Annotated in this window: 9 protein-coding genes; all 9 read right to left on the bottom strand. The window is 72.3% G+C overall.

Translation table 11 applies throughout. The annotated features are described in order from the left end of the window. Positions 1-173 precede the first annotated feature (173 nt). Positions 174-4,493 carry an Rne/Rng family ribonuclease gene (locus tag N7925_RS24830; RefSeq protein ID WP_274345209.1) on the bottom strand — a complete coding sequence of 1,440 codons (4,320 nt, stop codon included), beginning with the start codon at positions 4,491-4,493 and terminating at the stop codon, positions 174-176. Between the two features lie 228 nt (positions 4,494-4,721). After that, positions 4,722-5,504, bottom strand: a complete 783-nt coding sequence (locus N7925_RS24825) for a TIGR03936 family radical SAM-associated protein (protein WP_274345208.1) — start codon at positions 5,502-5,504, stop codon at positions 4,722-4,724. Between the two features lie 122 nt (positions 5,505-5,626). After that, positions 5,627-6,796, bottom strand: a complete 1,170-nt coding sequence (locus N7925_RS24820; protein WP_265601653.1) for a hypothetical protein — start codon at positions 6,794-6,796, stop codon at positions 5,627-5,629. Between the two features lie 68 nt (positions 6,797-6,864). Next, positions 6,865-8,793, bottom strand: coding sequence for a TIGR03960 family B12-binding radical SAM protein (locus N7925_RS24815; protein ID WP_032790980.1), 1,929 nt, complete (start codon positions 8,791-8,793; stop codon positions 6,865-6,867). A gap of 51 nt (positions 8,794-8,844) precedes the next feature. Continuing rightward, positions 8,845-10,371, bottom strand: a complete 1,527-nt coding sequence (locus N7925_RS24810) for a CYTH and CHAD domain-containing protein (RefSeq protein WP_274345207.1) — start codon at positions 10,369-10,371, stop codon at positions 8,845-8,847. 30 nt (positions 10,372-10,401) lie between these two features. Next, on the bottom strand, positions 10,402-11,595 hold the full coding sequence (gene rodA / locus N7925_RS24805) for a rod shape-determining protein RodA (protein ID WP_265601652.1): 1,194 nt from the start codon (positions 11,593-11,595) through the stop codon (positions 10,402-10,404). Continuing rightward, positions 11,595-13,817: a penicillin-binding protein 2 gene (gene mrdA, locus N7925_RS24800; RefSeq protein ID WP_274345206.1), complete on the bottom strand. Its 2,223-nt coding sequence runs from the start codon at positions 13,815-13,817 to the stop codon at positions 11,595-11,597. The genes rodA and mrdA overlap by 1 nt, the downstream gene beginning before the upstream one ends. Before the next feature lie 58 nt (positions 13,818-13,875). Next, positions 13,876-14,541 (bottom strand): rod shape-determining protein MreD, encoded by a 666-nt coding sequence (mreD, locus tag N7925_RS24795; RefSeq protein ID WP_265601650.1) that lies wholly within the window; start codon positions 14,539-14,541, stop codon positions 13,876-13,878. 11 nt (positions 14,542-14,552) lie between these two features. Then, positions 14,553-15,599 (bottom strand): rod shape-determining protein MreC, encoded by a 1,047-nt coding sequence (gene mreC / locus N7925_RS24790; protein WP_265601649.1) that lies wholly within the window; start codon positions 15,597-15,599, stop codon positions 14,553-14,555. Positions 15,600-15,660: the final 61 nt, after the last annotated feature.

Here is a 15,660-nt window from a genome sequence, read left to right as displayed (position 1 = left end):
TTCCCGTCTAGAACGCTCACACGTATGGCAACCGTCGTCACATTATCAGGGATTTCTTGGCCCATTTCGGGCTCGTTAACCGGGCCCTGCATCAGTTCTGAAACAAAGCAGGTGTCCCGCCCCGATGCACTCGGAGCGGGACACCTTGAGATGAACAACCGGTTACGGCTTCATCAGCCGGCCGACGACCCGTCCTCCGCGGAAGGCGTGGACGCCGTTACGGACGGCGACGACTGCTCAGCGGCGACGGTCTTCTTCGTCGTCTTCTTCGCGGCCGTCTTGGCCGTGGTCTTCTTGGCGGCGGTCTTCTTCGCGACGGTCTTCTTGGCGGCCGCCTTCTTCGCCGGCGCCTTCTTGGCCGCGGCCTTGCGGGCCGTCTTCTTCGCCGGGGCCGGTTCCGTGGATTCGGATTCGGATTCGGAATCCGTCGTTCCGGATTCCGCCGCCTCCTCCGCTCCCGCTGCTCCCTCGGCGCCCCGGCCATCGGATTCCGGGGCCTTCGCCTCGGGCGCCGAAGCGACCACGAGGACCTCCGCGTCATCCGACCCGGTGGGCGAGCCCGCCGGTGCGGTGACCTTGCGGGTCGCCCGGCGCCGGGCGCGCGGCGGTGCGGCCACGGGGGCCTCGGCCTCGGGGGCCTTCTCCGCCGGAGCCTCCGGAGCCTCGGGGGCCGGCGTCTCGACGGCGGGCGCCTCGACGACCGGGTCCTCGACCGCGACCGGGTCCGTGGTGGGCTCGGCCGGCCGGACCGGCTCCGCGGCCTCGGCCTGCTTCGGCGAACCCGCCGGGGCGGTCGCCTTACGGGTGGCCCGACGGCGCGGGCGCCCCTGGGGCGCGGCCTCGACCGGAGCCTCGGGGACCTCGGCGGTCTCCGGGGCCTCCACAGCGGCGGCCTCGGCGGGCGGGGTCTCGGCGGGCGTGTCGAGAACCGGCTCGGGCCGGGCCTCGGCGACGGGAGCCTCGACAGCCGGGGCGGGCGCCTCGGCCCTCGGGGCGCCGGCCGGGGCCGACGCCTTGCGGGAGGCCCGACGGCGGCCACGGCCGCGCGTGGCGGCGGCCTCGGCTTCGGCGGGGCTGCTGTAGAACTCCTCGTCGGCGGCCTGTTCCAGGTCCGCCAGGGACACCGGGGCGGCGACCTCCGCGGCCAGCTCGGCCTCGGACTCGGTCTCGGCGGGTTCGGCGGCGTGCTCGTCGTGGCCGTGCTCGTGGTCGTGACCGTGCTCATGGTCCTGGCCCGCGCCGCCGCGACCGCGCTTCTTGGACTTCTTGCCGCCACCACCGCCGCCGACGGACGTCGGCTGCTCCATGTGGACGATGACGCCGCGCCCGTTGCAGTGGACACAGGTCTCGGAGAAGGACTCCAGCAGACCCTGGCCCACCCGCTTGCGGGTCATCTGGACCAGGCCCAGCGAGGTGACCTCGGCGACCTGGTGCTTGGTGCGGTCGCGGCCCAGGCACTCCAGGAGCCGCCGCAGCACCAGGTCCCGGTTGGACTCCAGCACCATGTCGATGAAGTCGACGACGACGATGCCGCCGAGGTCGCGCAGCCGCAGCTGACGCACGATCTCCTCGGCCGCCTCCAGGTTGTTCCTGGTGACGGTCTCCTCCAGGTTGCCGCCCTGGCCGGTGAACTTGCCGGTGTTGACGTCGACGACGATCATCGCCTCGGTCTTGTCGATCACCAGCGAACCGCCGCTGGGCAGGTAGACCTTGCGGTCCAGCGCCTTCATCAGCTGCTCGTCGATGCGGTACGTCGCGAAGACGTCGACCTCGGAGGTCCAGCGGGAAAGCCGCTCGGTGAGGTCGGGCGCGACGTGCGAGACGTAACCGTGGATGGTCTCCCATGCCTCGTCGCCGCTGACGATGACCTTGGAGAAGTCCTCGTTGAAGATGTCGCGGACGACCCGGACGGTCATGTCCGGCTCGCCGTAGAGCAGCGTCGGCGCGTTCGAGCCGCTGGTGCCCTTCGCCTTCCGCTGGATGTCCTCCCACTGCCCCTGGAGCCGCTCGACGTCACGGCGCAGCTCGTCCTCGCTCGCGCCCTCGGCGGCGGTGCGCACGATGACGCCCGCGTCCTCGGGGACGATCTTCTTGAGGATGGTCTTGAGGCGGGAGCGCTCGGTGTCGGGCAGCTTGCGGCTGATCCCGGTCATCGAGCCCTCGGGCACGTAGACGAGGTAGCGGCCGGGCAGCGAGACCTGGCTGGTCAGACGCGCGCCCTTGTGGCCGATCGGGTCCTTGGTCACCTGGACCAGGACCGACTGGCCGGACTTGAGCGCGGTCTCGATGCGGCGCGGCCCGTGGGCCATGCCGAGCGCCTCGAAGTTGACCTCACCGGCGTACAGGACGGCGTTGCGGCCCTTGCCGATGTCGACGAAGGCGGCCTCCATGGACGGCAGCACGTTCTGGACCTTGCCCAGGTAGACGTTGCCGACGTAGCTGGTGGCCTGCTCCTTGTTGACGTAGTGCTCGACGAGCACGTTGTCCTCGAGGACGCCGATCTGGGTGCGCTCGCCGCTCTGGCGGACGACCATCACGCGCTCGACGGCCTCGCGGCGGGCGAGGAACTCCGCCTCGGTGATGATCGGGACCCGGCGGCGGCCCTGCTCGCGGCCCTCGCGACGGCGCTGCTTCTTGGCCTCCATACGGGTCGAGCCCTTGATGGACTGGACCTCGTCGAAACCGGTGCCCGGCTCGCGCTCCTCCTTCTTGCGGGGCTCGCGGACCTTGACGACCGTACGCTCCGGGTCGTCGGTGGTGCCGTGGTCGGCCTCGGCCGCGGCGTCACCGCTGCGGCGACGGCGACGGCGGCGACGGCGGCTGCTGCTCGAACCGGAGGCCGAGGAGTCGTCGTCGTCCTCGTCCTGCTCGTCGGCGGCGTCCGGGACCTGGCTCCGGCCCCGGCCCTGCTCGTCCTCGGAGCGGGGCTCCTCACCGCGGGACGGCGCGGGCACGTCGTCAGTGTGCTGCTCGTCGTCCGTGTCGTTGGCCTCGCCACGGCGGCGGCGACGGCCGCCACGGCGGCGACGGCGCGAGGGGCGGTCGCCGTACTCATCGGTGTCCTCGCCCTCGTGCTCGTCCGCCTCGGCCTCGGGGGCCTCCTCGTCGGCGGGCTGCTCGACGGGCGCCGCCACGGGAGCGGCCGGCTCGGCGGCCTGCTCGGTCACGTCGGCCTCGCCACGGCGACGACGACGGCGGCGCGAGCCGCCCTGCGGCGCGGCCTCGGCGGGCGGGGCGCTCTGCTCGACCTCGGCGGTCTGCTGCTCCTCGACCTCGTCGGCCTCGTCGGGCGCCGAGGGGGAACCGGCCGCGGCAGCGGCGGCGGCCGCCGTCTCGGGGGTCTGGAACATCGGCTCGGCGAAGACCGGGGCCTGGAAGACGGCGACGGCGGGGCGCGTCGCGCGCCGGCCCTTGCGGGTCGGCTCCTCGGGCTTGGTGGTGAACTCGGGGCGGCCGGCGGCGGCGGTGGCCCGGCGGCGCTGGCGTCCGCGCGGGGCGGCCTCCTCGACCTCCTCCACCTCGGCGGCGAGCTCCTCGGCGACGGCGGCGGGCAGGCTCTCGCCGGCCTCGACGGGCTCCGCGGGGGTCGCGACGTGCTCGGCGGCCGGCTGCGGCGTACCGGCGGGCGCGGACGCCTTGCGGGACGCGCGGCGGCGGGAGCGCGGGGCCGGGGTCTCCTCCACGGCCTCCGCCTCGGCCGCGGGGGCCTCGGCGGCGACGGGGGCCGGCTCGGTCACCGTCTCGGCGACGGGCGCGGCGGCTCCCGGCGTACCGGCGGGGGCCGAGGCACGACGGCGGGCACGGCCGCGAGGGGCCTCGGCGGGCTCCGGCTCGACGACGGCAGCGGCGGGCTCGGCGGCGACGGCCGGCTCGACCACGACGGCGGCCTCGGCCGCTGCCGGGGCGCCCGCGGGGGCGGTGGCCTTGCGGGAGGCGCGACGACGGCGGGGCGCCGGGGGCTCCTCGACGACCTCGACGACGGCCTCGGTCTCTTCCTCGGGCTCGGCCTCCTCGGCGAGCTCCACCGGGGTCTCGACGACCGGGGCCACGGTCTCGGCGGCCTCCGGCGCACCGGCCGGGGCGGTCGCCTTGCGGACCGCGCGGCGGCGGGCGCGCGGCGCGGGTGCGGCGGACTCCTCCTCGGCGGCGACGGGCGCGGGGGCCTCGGCGACCGGGGCGGGCTCGGTGTTCTCCACGTTCTCCACCGGCTCCGGGGCTCCGGCGGGCGCGGTGGCCTTCCGCACGGCGCGACGGCGCGCACGGGCGGGCGGGGCGGTCTCGGCGACCGTTTCCCCGGGCGTGTCGTCCGCGGCGGGGGCGGCGGACCCGTCGGCCGGTATGGCCGGCGTGACGTCCTCGGCGGGGGCCACGGTCGCACCGGGCGGGCCCGCCGGGCGGGAAGCGGCGCGGCGCCTGCGGCGCGGCGGCAGCTTGTCCCCGGGGGTGTTCTCTTCGTTGTTCCCGGTCGTGCCGGGTTCGTTCGGCTGAGGCATGCGGGCGGTTCTCCCGTCGTGCTCCCGGGCGCCGCGTCTGATTCCGGTCCGGCACGGTCCGCAGTGGTGCGATACCGCCGTCCGGGGCGCGGGCGCCGCACGGGAACTGATGTCTGGCTCGCCGGTTCCGTATGCGGTGTGCCTACGGCCTGGCGAAAGTCTTATGGGTCAGTGCGCGGCCCGACCCAGGTGGCTCCCGAGTCGGAGGGCTGCGCTACAACGACCGCCTTACGCGGAACCCGCGCCTTCCGGCGCCGTCGCGACGGCTGCCCCGGCGACCGCGGAATGCGCGGTCGGGGCGGCCTCGCGGTCAGGCGCGAGAGGGTCGGTCACCGTGCCGGACTCCTCGTCGAAGAGCCCCTGCGCCAGCCTGGTCACCGCAGCGGGGACCGGCGGCGCCAGGTCGGCCACAGCTCGGAGACCGGACAGGACGTCGTCGGGTCGCACGGCAGGTGTCACGTGCCGAACAACCAGGCGCAGTATCGCACAGGGCCGCTCGACCGGCCTATCGGCCGGAGCGTCGACGACCCGCAGGTCGGCGACGGCGGCGCGGGCGTCGAACGTCCGGATGCCGTTCTTCGCCTTGCGCTGGACCTCCACGGCCTCGGCGTCGTTGAACGCGGCCACGGCGGTGCGGACGTCCTCGGGATCGACGCCGTCCAGGCGCATCTCCCAGACGGACGCGGTGAGCCGGTCGGCCAGACCCGAGGTGCGGGCCTCCACCGCGTCGATGATGTCGAGGCCGTCCGGCATCGACGCGTCGAGCAGTCCGCGCAGGACCTCGGGGTCCCGCGCCTCGGTGAGGGCGATCTCCAGGAACTCCGCCTCACTGCCCGTGCCGGTGGGTGCGGCATTGGCGTAGGAGACCTTGGGGTGGGGCGTGAAACCCGCCGAGTACGCCATCGGCACCTCGGAGCGGCGCAGTGCCCGCTCGAAGGCCCGCTGGAAGTCTCGGTGGCTGGTGAACCGGAGGCGGCCGCGCTTGGTGTAGCGCAGGCGGATGCGCTGCACTGCCGGTGCGGGCGGCGGGCCTTCGGGCTGTCGCTTGCCCAGTGGTTCTTCTCCTCGGTGCGGGGCGGGCGCGGTGGCGCGCCGCCCACAAGATTCGGGTGACCCCCGGGTGCCGCTCCGGCTCACCCCCGCTTGACGAGTTTCTCGCCGAGCAGAGGGGTCTCGGACGCCTGCGCCGCGCTGGGGACAGTCGTTGTACTACCCAGAGTACGCGCAGGGATCCCCACCGGTTCCCGGGACCGTGCGCCGTCCGTGGAGCCGACCAGCGTCCGCCACGCGTCGCGGCGCGCCTGGCGCACGGTTTCCCGGGCGGACGCGAGGGCCGCGCGGGCGGTCCGGCCCGCCTCGGCGGCGGCGCGCCGGGCAGGGGCCCACACGGAGTCCCGCAGGAAATGGCCGACCGGCGTGCACAGGGTGCGGTACGTCCAGGAGACCGGCGCGCCGATCACGTACCAGGCGATCGTGGCGAGGGCCCGGCCGACGGCCCGGGAGAGGTACCCGGCGATCCGCCAGGCGACCTCGAACGCGGCGGCGATCTCCCGGCCGACCGGTACGAGCACGCGACGGTACGTCCAGGAGACGGGGGCGACGAGCAGCGTCATGACCAGCCAGGCGAGGGAGATGCCGAGCCCACGTCCGGTGGCCGCGATCCCCCGCCAGGCCTGGCCCAGCACCCAGGCGGTGCCGAGGCCGAGGGGGGTGAGGACGGCCTCGTACAACCACACCACCGGGACGATCAGGCCGTAGCGGACCACGGGGACGACCACGTACCGCCACAGAGCGGCGACCGGCAGGACGAGCAGGGTGGCGAACAGCCAGGCGAGGCCGGTGCCCAGGCCGCGTGCAGCCGGGGCCAGCAGGGCGGTGCCGATCCAGCGCAGCCCGTGGCCCAGCGGGGTGAGGACGGCCCGGTACAGCCATGCCGCCGGCGCGGCGACCCCGTAGCGGGCGACGGGGACGATCACGTACCGCCACAGTCCGATCCAGGGCCAGAGGAGGAGGGCGACGGCCAGCCAGGAGGCCGCCTTGCCGAGCGGTGTGAGGACCCAGGTGTACAGCCAGGTCAGCGGGGTCAGTACGAGGGTGTCGAGGAGCCACGCCAGAGCCCGGCCGAGCGGGCGCAGCAGGGCGCGATCAGCGGCGTGCCAGAGCGCGGTGAGCGCGTCCCAGACCAAGCGCACGGGCAGGACGAGCACCACGACCACGATCCGCACCGGGATCCTGATCAGCGTGGTCAGCATGGATTCGCCTGGCTCGTACCCCTGTGGGGCTTGGTGCTTGCCGTAGTCCATGCCGTCAAGGACGCGTCAGGCCCGGTCCGGGGTTGCCGGGCCGGGCCTGCGGTTCGTTCGGGGGCGCGCTACTTGTTCACGACACTGAGCGGCAGGAGTTTCTTGCCGGTCGGGCCGATCTGGATGTCCAGATCGAGCTGCGGGCAGACGCCGCAGTCGAAACAGGGGGTCCAGCGGCAGTCCTCGACCTCGGTCTCGTCGAGCGCGTCCTGCCAGTCCTCCCAGAGCCAGTCCTTGTCCAGGCCGGAGTCGAGGTGGTCCCAGGGCAGGACCTCCTCGTAGGTGCGCTCACGGGTGGTGTACCAGTCGACGTCGACCCCGAACTCGGGCAGCGTCTTCCCGGCACAGTTCATCCAGAGGTCGTAGCTGAAGTGCTCGCGCCAGCCGTCGAAGCGGCCGCCGGACTCGTAGACCGCGCGGATGACGGAGCCGACGCGGCGGTCGCCGCGCGAGAGGAGTCCCTCGACGATGCCGGGCTTGCCGTCGTGGTAGCGGAAGCCGATGGAGCGGCCGTACTTCTTGTCGCCGCGGATCTTGTCGCGGAGCTTCTTCAGCCGGGCGTCGGTGTCCTCGGCGCTGAGCTGCGGGGCCCACTGGAAGGGGGTGTGCGGCTTGGGTACGAAGCCGCCGATGGAGACCGTGGCGCGGATGTCGTTCTGGCCGGAGACCTCGCGGCCCTTGGCGATGACGTTGACCGCCATGTCGCCGATCTGGAGGACGTCCTCGTCGGTCTCGGTGGGCAGGCCGCACATGAAGTACAGCTTCACCTGGCGCCAGCCGTTGCCGTAGGCCGTGGCGACCGTCCGGATCAGGTCCTCCTCCGAGACCATCTTGTTGATGACCTTGCGCATGCGCTCGGAGCCGCCCTCGGGGGCGAAGGTGAGGCCGGAGCGGCGGCCGTTGCGGGTCAGCTCGTTGGCCAGGTCGACGTTGAACGCGTCGACGCGGGTCGAGGGCAGTGAGAGGCCGACCTTGTCCTCGGTGTAGCGGTCGGCGAGGCCCTTGGCGATGTCGCCGATCTCGCTGTGGTCGGCGGAGGAGAGCGAGAGCAGGCCGACCTCCTCGAAGCCGGTCGCCTTGAGGCCCTTCTCGACCATCTCGCCGATGCCGGTGATGCTTCGCTCCCGCACGGGGCGCGTGATCATGCCGGCCTGGCAGAAACGGCAGCCGCGGGTGCAGCCGCGGAAGATCTCCACGGACATCCGCTCGTGCACGGTCTCCGCGAGCGGGACGAGCGGCTGCTTGGGGTAGGGCCACTCGTCGAGGTCCATCACCGTGTGCTTGGAGACCCGCCACGGCACGCCGGACCGGTTGGGCACGACGCGGCCGATGCGGCCGTCGGGGAGGTACTCCACGTCGTAGAAGCGCGGGACGTAGACCCCGCCGGTCTTCGACAGCCGGAAGAGCACCTCGTCGCGGCCGCCGGGGCGGCCCTCGGCCTTCCAGGCGCGGATGATCTCGGTGATCTCCAGGACGGCCTGCTCGCCGTCGCCGACGACCGCGCAGTCGATGAAGTCCGCGATCGGCTCGGGGTTGAACGCGGCGTGGCCGCCCGCGAGGACGATCGGGTGATCGACGGTGCGGTCCTTGGACTCCAGCGGGATGCCCGCGAGGTCCAGGGCGGTGAGCATGTTGGTGTAGCCCAGCTCGGTGGAGAAGCTCAGCCCGAAGACGTCGAACGCGCCGACGGGGCGGTGGCTGTCCACGGTGAACTGCGGCACGTTGTGCTCACGCATCAGCGCTTCGAGGTCGGGCCAGACGCTGTACGTGCGCTCGGCGAGGACCCCTTCGCGCTCGTTGAGCACCTCGTAGAGGATCATGACGCCTTGGTTGGGGAGTCCGACCTCGTAGGCGTCGGGGTACATGAGGGTCCAGCGGACGTCGCAGCTGTCCCACTCCTTGACGGTGGAGTTCAGCTCACCGCCGACGTACTGGATGGGCTTCTGCACATGCGGGAGCAGAGCTTCGAGCTGTGGGAAGACCGATGCGGCAGACATCTCGCGAACCTTCGTAGCCGGCAGGGGTGACCATCCAGCGTACCCCGGCGCTCAGTGCTTCAGATCCGCGAGCGGTCCGGGAGCGCTGGTACGGGCCCAGACCTCGGGCAGTTCGCGCTCCCGGGCCTCGGCCGCGGCCTCCTCCTGCCCGTACAGGAGCCCCCAGGTGAACGCGGTCTCCCCCGCCGCGTGCGCCTGGATGGCGAGCAGGCGCAGGGCCTCGCGGGCGACGACGCTGTCCTGGTGGTCGCCGAGGACGGTCTGTACGGCCTTCACGCGTTTGGCGAAGCGCTTGGCGGGCTTGCCGAGGGCGGGGCGGGCCGCCTCGCCCGCGTACCGGGCGCGTTTGGCGGCCTTGCGGGCCTCGTGCATCGCGGTGTCCCGCTCGGGGCCCGGCGGCTGCTCCAGAGCTCGGTCCATACGGTGCGCGAGCTTCTTGTAGTCCTTGAGCACCGCCTTGGGCAGGGCCTTGTCGGGCGCGCGGCCGGCGGCGGGGCGCAGGGGCGGGTCGGCGCTCAGCGCGTCGAGGGCGTCCAGGAGGTCCAGATACCGCTTCCCGTCCAGTACCTCGATGATCCTGCGGCGCGAGCCGGTGCGGCGGGCGGCCGACCAGGCGCGGAGGCGGCCGCGCACGGGGCCGAGCGTCAGGGTGACGGGCAGGGCCTCCACGCGGGTGCCGAGGCGTTCGTCCAGGACCTCCTGGTCGCGGTCGAGGCCCAGTTCGGCGGCGAGCCACTTGAGCTCCGCGCCCAGGGGGTCGGTGACCTCGCGGTCGAGGAGGGCCCGGTGGGTCTTGAAGGTGCTGCGCAGCCTGCGGGTGGCGACGCGCATCTTGTGCACGGAGTCGGGCAGATCGCGGCGGACGGCGGGGTCGAGGCGGACGATCGCGGAGATCTGCTTCCGTACGTAGGCGAGGACGTGGTCGCCCGCGGTGTGCGGCGCGTCCTTCTCCCGCCCTTCCCCGTCCCGTGCGGGGGCCGTCTCCGCCAGCGCCCGGGCGAGCTTCGAGGGGGACTCCGCGGGGCGCACCCCCGCCTTGCGCAGCAGCTTCTCGACGGCGTCCAGGATCGCGGGATCGCCGTCGTCGGCCAGCTCGACCTCGATCTCGGTCCAGGCGGCGGTGGCGCCGCTCCCCTCCCCCGCGAGGCGTTCCGCGAGCACCTTGTCGACGCTGACCTCGGCGAGGAGGGTCCCGTCGGCGGCCAGCAGGTGGTGGACGTCCCGGGAGGAGAGCAGCCGGACGACGGGGGTGATCTCCGCGTGGCGGGCCCGGGAGCGGAGCAGCGCCGCCAGCGAGGGCGGCACGGCGTCGGAGAGCGGCTCGTGGATCTCGTCCCGGACGCCGACGGCGACGGGGAACTTCGCGTGCCAGCCCTCGTCCGCCCCGCCGGTCCTGCGGCGCAGGGTGAGGGAGTCGGCGGCCAAGCGGAGGTCGTGGGTGTCGTAGTAGACGGCGTCGAGCTCGGTCACGCCGCGTTGGACCGTCCGGTCGACCCCGGCCGCCCGGGTCAGGTCGGGCAGCCGGGTGTCGTCGGTGGCTTCGTATTTCCGCTCGATCTCGCGCTTGGTGTCCGCCATGTAGGGACACCTACCCGGCGTGCCCCGGGTTCAGGCGGACATCGGCCGTTGCACCCGGATGGACTGCAACAGCCCGATCGCCACCCAGACGGCGAACATCGAGGATCCGCCGTAGGAGACGAAGGGCAGCGGCAGTCCGGCGACCGGCATGATGCCGAGCGTCATGCCGATGTTCTCGAAGGACTGGAAGGCGAACCAGGCGATGATCCCGGCGGCGACGACCGTGCCGTACAGCTCGGTGGTCTCGCGGGCGATCCGGCAGGCGCGCCACAGGACGACGCCCAGGAGCACGATGATCAGCCCCGCGCCGAGGAAGCCCAGCTCCTCGCCGGCGACGGTGAAGACGAAGTCGGTCTGCTGCTCGGGCACGAACTGACCGGTGGTCTGGGTGCCTTCGAAGAGGCCGGTGCCGGTGAGTCCGCCGGAGCCGATCGCGATGCGGGCCTGGTTGGTGTTGTAGCCGACGCCCGCCGGGTCGAGCGCGGGGTTGGCGAAGGCGGCGAACCGGGCGATCTGGTAGTCGTCGAGCAGACCGAGCTGCCAGATGGCGACAGCCCCGCCCACACCCGCGCCGAGGAGGCCGAAGACCCAGCGGTTGGAGGCGCCGGAGGCCAGCAGGACGCCGAGGACGATGACGGCCATGACCATCACCGAACCGAGGTCCGGCATCAGCATGACGACGGCCATGGGGATGGCGGCGAGGCCCAGCGCCTTGGCGACGGTCCGGTGGTCGGGGTGGGCCTGGTCGCCCGCGTCGACGCGGGCCGCCAGCAGCATCGCCATCACGAGGATGATGGTGATCTTCGTGAACTCGGAGGGCTGGATCGAGAAGCCGGCGGGGAGCTTGATCCACGCGTGGGCGCCGTTGACCGTGGTGCCGAGCGGGGTGAGGACCGCCAGGACCAGCAGCACCGAGATGCCGTAGAGGACCGGGACGGCCCCGCGCAGCGTGCGGTGGCCGAGCCAGATCGTGCCGATCATCAGGGCGAGGCCGATGCCGGTGTTGAGGGCGTGCCTCAGGAGGAAGAAGTACGGGTCGCCCTGGGTGAGGTGGTCGCGGTTGCGGGTCGCGGACCACACGAGCAGCGCACCGAGGAACGAGAGCGCCAGCGCGGCCCCGAGCAGCGGCCAGTCCAGCCGCCGTGCGAGGGAGTCGCGAGCGGTCAGCTTGGCCCAGGAGCCCTGGTCGGGGCCGTAGCCGGAGACGGAGAATCCACCTGCCATCAGGGCTGCCTCCCGTTCGACGCCGGCGATCCGGTGAGTCCGGGCTGGCCTCCGGGCGGCAGGGGCAGCTGGGGTTCCTGTCCGCCCGGCTGCTCCCCGGGCACGGCCGGAGTGGGGTCGTAGGGCTTGACCTTGGGGGCGTAGATCGAGCCGTCGGGCTGGATCTTCGGCAGCGCCTTCTGGGGCTTCGGCAGCAGGGCCTTCTTCTTGTCCTGGTTGCCCTCGGCGTCGAGGCCGTAGAGCGCGTTGTAGATATTGCGGACGGCGGGTCCGGCGGAGCCGGAGCCGGTGCCGCCCTGGGAGATCGTCATGACGATCGTGTAGTCGTCGGTGTAGGTCGCGAACCATCCGGTGGTCTGCTTGCCGTACACCTGGGCGGTGCCGGTCTTGGCGCGCATCGGGATCTTGTCCTGCGGCCAGCCGCCGAACCGCCAGGCGGCGGTGCCGCCGGGCTCGACCACCGAGCGGAGCCCCTTGTCGAGGTCCTTGATGGTCTGGGCGTTGACCGGCAGCTTGCCGCTGGCCTTGGGCTTGATCTCCTGGACGGTCTTGCCGTCGGGGCTGATCACGGCCTTGCCGACGGTGGGCTCGTGGAGGGTCCCGCCGTTGCTGATGGCGGCGTAGGCGGTGGCCATCTGGATGGGCGTGACGAGCACGTCACCCTGGCCGATCGAGTAGTTGATGCTGTCGTAGGCCTTGAGCTGGTTGCCTTCGAGGCAGCTCTCGTACGCGATCTGCTGGACGTAGGTGCCGCCCTTCTTGCCCTCCTTGCACCAGGCGTCCTTGTTGGCCTCCCAGAAGTCCTGCTTCCACTGGCGGTCCGGGATGCGGCCCTTGACCTCGTTGGGCAGGTCGATGCCGGTCTCGGAGCCGAGCCCGAAGTCACGGGCGGTGCGGTAGAACCAGTCGTTGGCGTCCTTCTTCGGCTTTATGCCGCCGTCACGCGCCCACTCCTCGTGGCCGAGACGGTAGAAGACGGTGTTGCAGGAGTACTTGAGCGCGTCGCCGAGGGTGATGGGCCCATGGCCCTGGGACTCGAAGTTCGCGAAGGTCTGGCTGCCCAGGCTGTAGGAGCTGCTGCACTGGTAGAGGTCGTCGAAGTCGTGACCGGCGCGCACGGCCGCGCTCGCCGACACCACCTTGAAGATCGAGCCGGCGGGGGCCTGGCCCTGGATGCCCCGGTTGAGCAGCGGGTAGTTGGACTTCTTGCTCGTGAGCTTGGCGTACTGCTTGCCGGAGATACCGCCGACCCAGGCGTTGGGGTCGTAGTCGGGCTGGGAGGCCATCGACACGACGCGGCCGGTCTTCGACTCCATGACGACGACGGCGCCGGAGTCGGCCTCGTACTTCCGGCCGGTGATCTTGTCGGTCTCCTGGCGGGCGGTCTTCATCGCCTGGGCCAGCTCGTACTCGGCCACCGCCTGCACGCGTGCGTCGAGGCTGGTGACGAGGGTGGAGCCGGAGACCGCCGGGTCGTTCTCGGCCTCGCCCATGACGCGGCCGAGGTTGTCGACCTCGTAGCGGGTGACGCCCGCCTTGCCGCGCAGCTCCTGGTCGTACGTGCGCTCCAGGCCGGAGCGGCCGACCTGGTCGGAGCGCAGGTAGGGCGAGGGGCCGTCCTGCGCCTTCTGGATCTCCTCGTCGGTGACCGGCGAGAGATAGCCGAGGACCTGCGCGGTCCTCGCCTTGCCGGGTGCGGCGTAGCGGCGTACGGCGGTGGGTTCGGCGGTGATGCCGGGGAAGTCCTCGGCGCGCTCGCGGATCTGGAGGGCCTGCTGGGTGGTGGCCTCGTCGGTGACCGGGATCGGCTGGTACGGCGATCCGTTCCAGCAGGGCTGGGGGGTCTTGGAGTCGCAGAGGCGGACCTTGTCCCGGACCTCCTCGGCGTTCATGTCCAGGACGTCGGCGAGGCGGGTGAGGACCCCGACGCCGTCGTCCTTCATCTTCAGCAGCTCGGTGCGGCTAGCGGAGACGACGAGGCGGGTCTCGTTGTCGGCGAGCGGCACGCCGCGGGCGTCGAGGATCGAGCCGCGCACGGCGGGCTGGACGACCTGCTGCACACCGTTGCCCGCGGCTTCGGCGGTGTACTCGTCGCCGTTGCGGATCTGGAGGTACCACAGGCGCCCGCCGAGGGTGAGCAGCAGCGAGAAGACGAGGACCTGGATGACGATGAGCCGGATCTGGACCCGCTGGGTCCGCCCGGTCTCGGGAATGTTGCTCACGCGGTGCCCCCGATGGTGGTCCTGCTGGGGGTACGGGGGTCGTCCCCCGGGAACGGCCTCACAGTCGCTTGACCCCCTTGATCCTGCCCGCGCGGGCGGCGCGGTTGCGGGCGGCCTTGACGCGCAGGCCGCCACGCTGGTTGCCGATCCGCAGACCGGTGCCCGAGGCGAGCCAGCCGGCGGCGACGTCGTTGCCGCCGGACGAGGCCTCGGCGAGCGGATCGTTCTCGGTGCGTCTGGCCAGCGCCATGATGAGCGGCACGACGAAGGGCGCCAGCAGCAGGTCGTAGATCGCGGCCGTGAACAGCAGGCTGCCCAGGCCCACATGGCGGGCGGCGGTGTCGCCGACGAGCGCGCCGACGCCCGCGTACAGCAGGGTCGAGCCGATCGCGGCGGCCACGACCACGGCCATCGGGGCGAAGGCCGACTTCAGCTGCCCGTTCTCCGGCCGGGCCAGGCCCGCGAGGTAGCCGATGACGCAGAGCACCAGGGCGTAGCGTCCGACGGCGTGGTCGGCGGGCGGGGCGAGGTCCGCGAGGAGACCCGCGCCGAAGCCGATGAGGGAGCCGCTGACCGGCCCGTACACGAAGGCGAGGCCGAGGACGGTGAGGAGCAGCAGGTCGGGGACGGCCCCGGGGAGCTGGAGGCGGGCGAGGACGGAGACCTGGACGACGAGGGCGACGACGACCAGGACGATCGAGAGCAGAGTCCGGTTGATGCGCATGGGGATCAGCTCTACTCCTGGTCGTTGGCCGCGTTGTCGGGTTGGGCGTTGCCCTGCTGGTCGCCTGCCGCGTCACCGGCGTCGCCGCCGGGCTGCTCGTTGACGTTGCCGACGACCTTGCCGGATCCGTCCACCAGGTCCCCGTTGGGCTGGACCGTGACGGTGACCGTGGGGGTCGGCTTCGGCTTCTTCTTGGCCGGCTGCTTGGGCAGGACCATGTCGCGCGGGTCCTCGCGGGGGGCCTGGACGACGACGCCGACGATGTCGAGCTTGGTGAACCCGACGTACGGCTTCACGTAGACGGTCCGGGTCAGCGCGCCGCCGGAGGGGTCGACGCGGACGACCTCGCCGACCGGGACGCCGGGCACGAAGGGCTTGTCCTTGCTGGAGCCGAAGGTGACCAGCCGGTCGCCGGCCTTCACCTTGGCCTTGCCGTTGAGGAACTGCACCGCCAGCGGGCGCGAGCCCTGGCCGGTGGCGAAGCCGAGCTCGTCGGTCTTCTCCATCCGGGTGCCGACGGTGAAGTCGGGGTCGTTGGCGAGCAGGACCGTCGCGGTGTTGGGGCCGACGGTGGTGACCCGGCCGACCAGCCCCTCCCCGTTGAGGACGGTCATGTCGCGGCGGATGCCGTCGTTGGCCCCGGCGTCGATGGTGACCGTCCAGGAGAAGCCCTGGGCCGCTCCTATGGCGATGACCTCGGCGCCCTTGATGCCGTACTGTCCGGCGCCCGCGTTCTTCAGCATGGCGTCGAGCTGGCGGACCCGGCTGTTGGTGCGGTCGTCGCTGCCGAGCTTGGCCTTCAGCGCGGCGTTCTCCTGCTCCAGGGTGGAGATGCGGTCGTGCCGGTTGCCGGAGTCCCGTACCGCGCCTATGGCGTTGCCCACCGGGTCGACCGCTGCTGCCACGCCGTTCTCGACCGGTCCGAAGACGGTGGCCGCGGCCTGCCTCGCGCCGTCGACCGGTGACTCCTCGCCGCCTCGGATATCCACCGTGATCAGGGCGAATGCGATGGCGATCAGCAGCACCAGGAGCAGCCGGCTCTCTCGTGTGTCCCTCACGTGCGGCGGCCGTGCCTTCCTCGTCGGAATGTTCGTGCCTGTGTGTACGTCGCTGTACGCG

It is taken from the genome of Streptomyces sp. CA-278952 (assembly GCF_028747205.1).
Taxonomy (GTDB): Bacteria; Actinomycetota; Actinomycetes; order Streptomycetales; family Streptomycetaceae; genus Streptomyces.
The sequence above is the reverse complement of the archived record's forward strand: the minus strand, read 5'-3'. Positions and strand labels throughout refer to the sequence as shown.